Source organism: Streptomyces sp. NPDC007346, from assembly GCF_040703535.1.
In the GTDB taxonomy this organism is placed as follows: Bacteria; Actinomycetota; Actinomycetes; order Streptomycetales; family Streptomycetaceae; genus Streptomyces.
In genome coordinates this window covers 1-4,370 of sequence record NZ_JBEYKR010000262.1, presented here as the reverse complement: position 1 = coordinate 4,370, position 4,370 = coordinate 1, and the positions used below count along the sequence as shown (strand labels likewise).

Annotated in this window: 4 protein-coding genes and 1 pseudogene; 1 reads left to right on the top strand and 4 read right to left on the bottom strand. The window is 70.0% G+C overall.

Going from position 1 to position 4,370, the window contains the following annotated elements:
* Positions 1–70: 70 nt before the first annotated feature.
* Entirely contained in the window at positions 71–925 is an 855-nt protein-coding gene (locus AB0917_RS33690; RefSeq protein ID WP_366823514.1) for an IS5 family transposase, read from the top strand.
* 175 nt (positions 926–1,100) lie between these two features.
* Here AB0917_RS33690 and AB0917_RS33685 read toward each other — a convergent pair whose 3' ends face one another.
* The 4 genes and pseudogenes from AB0917_RS33685 to AB0917_RS33670 form a co-directional block, all read right to left on the bottom strand.
* Positions 1,101–1,682 carry a TetR/AcrR family transcriptional regulator gene (locus tag AB0917_RS33685; protein WP_366823513.1) on the bottom strand — a complete coding sequence of 194 codons (582 nt, stop codon included), beginning with the start codon at positions 1,680–1,682 and terminating at the stop codon, positions 1,101–1,103.
* Positions 1,683–1,745: 63 nt separating this feature from the next.
* Complete coding sequence (locus tag AB0917_RS33680; RefSeq protein WP_366823512.1) at positions 1,746–2,462, bottom strand: ABC transporter ATP-binding protein; 717 nt, start codon at positions 2,460–2,462, stop codon at positions 1,746–1,748.
* Positions 2,459–3,586, bottom strand: coding sequence for an ABC transporter permease (locus tag AB0917_RS33675; protein ID WP_366823511.1), 1,128 nt, complete (start codon positions 3,584–3,586; stop codon positions 2,459–2,461). Before AB0917_RS33675 ends, AB0917_RS33680 begins: the two co-directional genes overlap by 4 nt.
* A 352-nt stretch (positions 3,587–3,938) precedes the next feature.
* A pseudogene (locus tag AB0917_RS33670) lies at positions 3,939–4,058 on the bottom strand (site-specific integrase); the annotation flags it as partial.
* Between the last annotated feature and the right edge of the window lie 312 nt (positions 4,059–4,370).

Genomic DNA, 4,370 nt, shown 5'->3' with positions numbered 1-4,370 from the left:
GCCGCGGTGGGGGGGGCGCGGGCCCCCACGGCGCCGGGGACCACCCCGTCTCGGAGCGGAAGGGGCCACATTGCCGCGCAGACGCTGCTACCCCTCCGACGCCTGGGACGACGAATGGGCGCTGATCGAACCGCTACTACCGGTCCCGGCCTGCGACACCCCCACCGGCGGCCGGCCGGAGAAGCACCCGCGGCGCGAGATCGTCGACGCGATCCGCTATGTCGTGGACACCGGCTGCAAATGGCGAGCCCTCCCGCGCGACTTCCCGCCCTGGCGAACGTGTTACGGATTCATGGCCCGCTGGGCGGCCGCCGGCGTCGTCGGACAGATCCGTGACCAGCTCCGCAAGCGCATCCGCCGCGAACTCGGCCGGTCACCTGGGGCGGTCGCGACCGTGATCGACTCCCAGTCGGTCAAGGCCGCCGAGACCGTCGGCCGCGACTCCCGCGGCTATGACGGCGCTAAGAAGATCAACGGCCGTAAACGCCACCTCGTGGTCGACACCAAGGGCCTGCCGCTGTTCGTCATGGTCACCCCGGCCGACATGACCGACCGCGAAGCGGCGAAAGAAGTCCTGTTCCGGCTCCGGCTGATGCACCCTGAGATCACGATCGCCTGGGCCGACTCCGGCTATGCCGGACAGCTGGTGACCTGGGCCAAGAGGTATCTCGGGCTCACGCTGAAAACGGTGATCCGGCCGAAGAACACGCCTGGGTTCGTGATCCTGCCCCGCCGCTGGGTCGTCGAGCGGTCCCTCGCTTGGATCATGCACGCGCGCCGTCACGCGAGAGACTACGAGCGGTTGATCCAGCATTCGGAATCGCTGATCACCTGGGCCGCAATCACGCTTATGACCAGACGAATCACCCGCCGGTCATCCCGCCGCAGTGGTCAACCCGACTACCGCGAAGCCCACCGGGACTGATCCAGACCGTGTTGCCGGTCAGCAACGCCACCCTCACTCGCCCAACAACTGGCTCTTCGACTACTTTCTCACGCAGGCCCGGCTCACCGCGGGCGAACCGGACATCCACGCTGCCCGCCCCCCGGGCCTCACCTGACCTTGTTCGAATCCTGACCTGCGAGGAACACACCGGACCTTAAGCACAGGCGCTGAGGCAGCGGCGCACGAGGGCGAGGGTGCGCTGTGTGACCGTATCGAGTGGGGTGCCGTTCTCGACGGCGGCCAGGGCGGTGTGCAGCATTCCGGCGATCAGGTCGGCAGTGAGCGCCGGCTCGGGAACGCCGAGTTCCCGGACGGCGGCGCGGAACGGTTCGACCTGCTCCAGGTGGAGTTCCATCAGCCTCTGCTGGCAGGCCGGGGGAAGGCCGGCGTTCATGAGGGCGACGGCGGGCCGGTGGGCGCCTTCGGCGCCCAGGCGGAGGCTTTCCCTGAAGAACGCCTCGACGCGTTCCAGCGGGCCGTTCGCGGCGGCTATGGCGCGGGTGAGTGCCTCGTTGGAGCGCCGGAAGGCTTCCTCGGTGATGGTGGCCAGGAGGGATGCCGAGGAGTTGAAGTACTGGTAGACGCTGGAGCGGGCCAGGCCCGCGCGGGCGCCGACCGTCGCCGGTGTGACGGCGGCGGCGCCCTCGTCGACCAGGATGTCGATCGCCGCCCCGATCAGCGCCTCGCGTTGCTGGGCGCGGTGCTCGGCGACGGTGGAGGCGTTGATCTTCGGCATGCGGGGCGGGCTCCTGGAAGGGTGGACAGGGGCCGGGAATGCGGCGCCGGTTGGCGGCCCCCGTCAGGACAGGCGACCGTCGACCATCTCGTACACCCGGTCGGCAGCGTCCATTATCGCCGTGTCGTGGGTGACCATGACCGTGGCCGTGCCGCGCTCATGGGTCTGCTCGGCGATCAGCCGCACCGCCTCGGCGGACCGTACCCGGTCCAGTGCCGAGGTGGGTTCGTCCACCAGCAGGACGGCGGGGGAGCTCATCAGTGCGCGGGCCAGGCCCGCGCGCTGGCGCTCGCCGCCCGACAGCTGATGCGGACGGGAGCCGGCGCGGTGGGCCAGTCCGACGGCTTCGATGAGCTCGTCTGCGCGGGCCCGGGCAGCGGTGTCGAGGCGACCGTCGATGTGCAGGGGCAGCAGGAGCTGTTCCCCGACGGTGAGGGAGGCCAGCAGGTTCGACTGCTGGAAGACGAAGCCGATGTGGCGGAGACGGGTGGCGGTGCGTTCCTTGTCCGACAGCCCGGTCAGCTCGGTGCCGCTGATGTGTACGGTGCCCGAGGCCGGCCGCTGGAGGCCGCCGGCGACGGCGAGGAGGCTGGACTTGCCGGACCCGGAGGGGCCGACGACGGCGACGAACTCACCGGGGGCGACGGTCAGGCCAACGCCGTCGAGGGCGGTGACGGCGGTATCGCCGTCGCCGAGGGTGAGGGTGACGTCGTCAAGGCGCAGGCCGCCGGAGGCCGTGGTGTCCGCGGCGGCCTGGTGGTCGGTGGCGGGTGTGGTCATCGGGTGGCTCCCAGAGCGGTCAGGGGGTCGACGGCGGTGATGCGGCGGACGGCGACGACAGCGCCCACGGTCCCGAGGGCGATGAGGAGGCCGGAGGAGGTGGCGATAGCCGGGGCGGAGAGGGAGAAGGGGGCCTTGCCGATCATCGCGCTGCCCAGGGCCAGGCCGACGGCGGTGCCAAGGGCCGTGGCCGCGACGAGCACGGCGACGACCTGGATGAGCGCGTCGCGCAGGATGTATCCGGTGGGGGCGCCGAGCGCCTTCAGCAGGGCGATCTCGGGCTTGCGCTGCACGGTCCACACGGTGAAGAACGCGCCGACGACCAGGGCGGAGATGGCGTACAGGAAGCCCTTGATCAATGCCATGGTGCTGGATTCGGCCGTGTAGCCCGGCGACGCGTCGAAGGTGGTCTCCTTGGTGTCGGCGCGGGTGCCGGTCGCCTTTTCGACCGCGGCGACGTCGGCGCCCGCCTTCAGGGTCAGGGCGACGGCGGTGGCCTGCCGGCTTGCGGCCTCGGGCAGGTCGCCCGGCAGGCCGTAGTGCAGATGCCTCCACGTGTCGATGTCCGCGTAGGCGATGCCGATGTGGCCGTAGGAGACGGTCTCGTCGACCAGTCCGACGACCTTCAGCCGCACGTCGCTCTTGTCCGCGGTCAGCACGTCTCCGACCTTCACGCCCAGGTCGGCGATCTCCTGGGTGATCACGATGCCCGCACCGCTCTCCGCCAGGCCCTCACCCTGGGTCGGTCGGGGGGCCAGGGGGGAGTTCGGTGCCATGCCGAAGACGGCGAGGTTGACCTGCTCTCCCTTCTTGGTGCCCTCGGTCACCTGGGCGTTCACCAGGGTGTTCCCGAACGGCTCCGCCCGCTCCACACCCGGGGCCTCGGACCATGCCTGCCAGTCCTCACGCTCCACGGTCGAACGGGAGAACTGCTCGCTGGTCGCCTTCTCGTCGAAGGCCAGGTGGGTCACGGGAAGTGCCCGGAGGCCGGATATGCCGGCGTCCGCCAGCCCGGCGGCAAGCCCGGACAGGAGGACACCGAGTACGGCGATGAGCGCGACCACCGCGCCCATCAGGGCGAAGCGACCGCGGGCGAAGCGCAGATCGCGTAGGGCAAGGAACACGGAGCTCTCCGAGCGATGGAGGGAAGAGGACACGAGAGACGAGCCACGCCGCTTCTTTGCCTAAACTTGACGACGTGAGCGTCGGTATCCTATCGGATGTTGTCGACGTGCCGGTCGGCATGCTGGGTCACGTACCTGGGCCGGGTCCGCTCCGCCAGACCGCCCCCGTGCAGCGTGGCCAGGCTTCGCCTGGAATTTGTACCGGGTCCGCCGACCGGCCGGATCGCCCACAAGGCCCGGTCGCAGAGCTGTTGATCACGACATCGGAACGGGCTGAGGAAGCCGCCGTCACTGCCCGGGGACCGGCGGACCGCCGTCGCGTAAAGTTCCTTCTCGCCGGACCGCGCCCCAGCCCCGTTCCAGATCCACGTACGGCGGTGTGCTCGTCCACCAGGGCGCGGGCCTGCCCGTACGACAGCCGGGCGGACCCGGTGTCCGGGCGGAAGTCGCGCGGGGTGACAACCTTGCCTGGCCAGCCGCCCACCACGGCCGACAGAGGCTCAGCGCACGATCTAACGCCGATGTTCCTCAGACCCCGTGCCCCTGCGGCAGGACTCCCGGCTCACTCTCCCGTCCGCGAGGCTCCGCACCGGAGATCCGGTCACCGCACGCTGCCCGCGAACCGGACCCAGCCCCCCTGTTCGAATCCTGACCTGCGAAGAATCCGGCCGGAGGTTCAGACACAGGCACTGAGCTTGTTTTTTAACGTCCCCTGCTGAAGGGCCAGTTGGCCATTAGTGGGCGATGAGACAACGGTGCGGCCTTGGTGTGATCATGTGCGTTG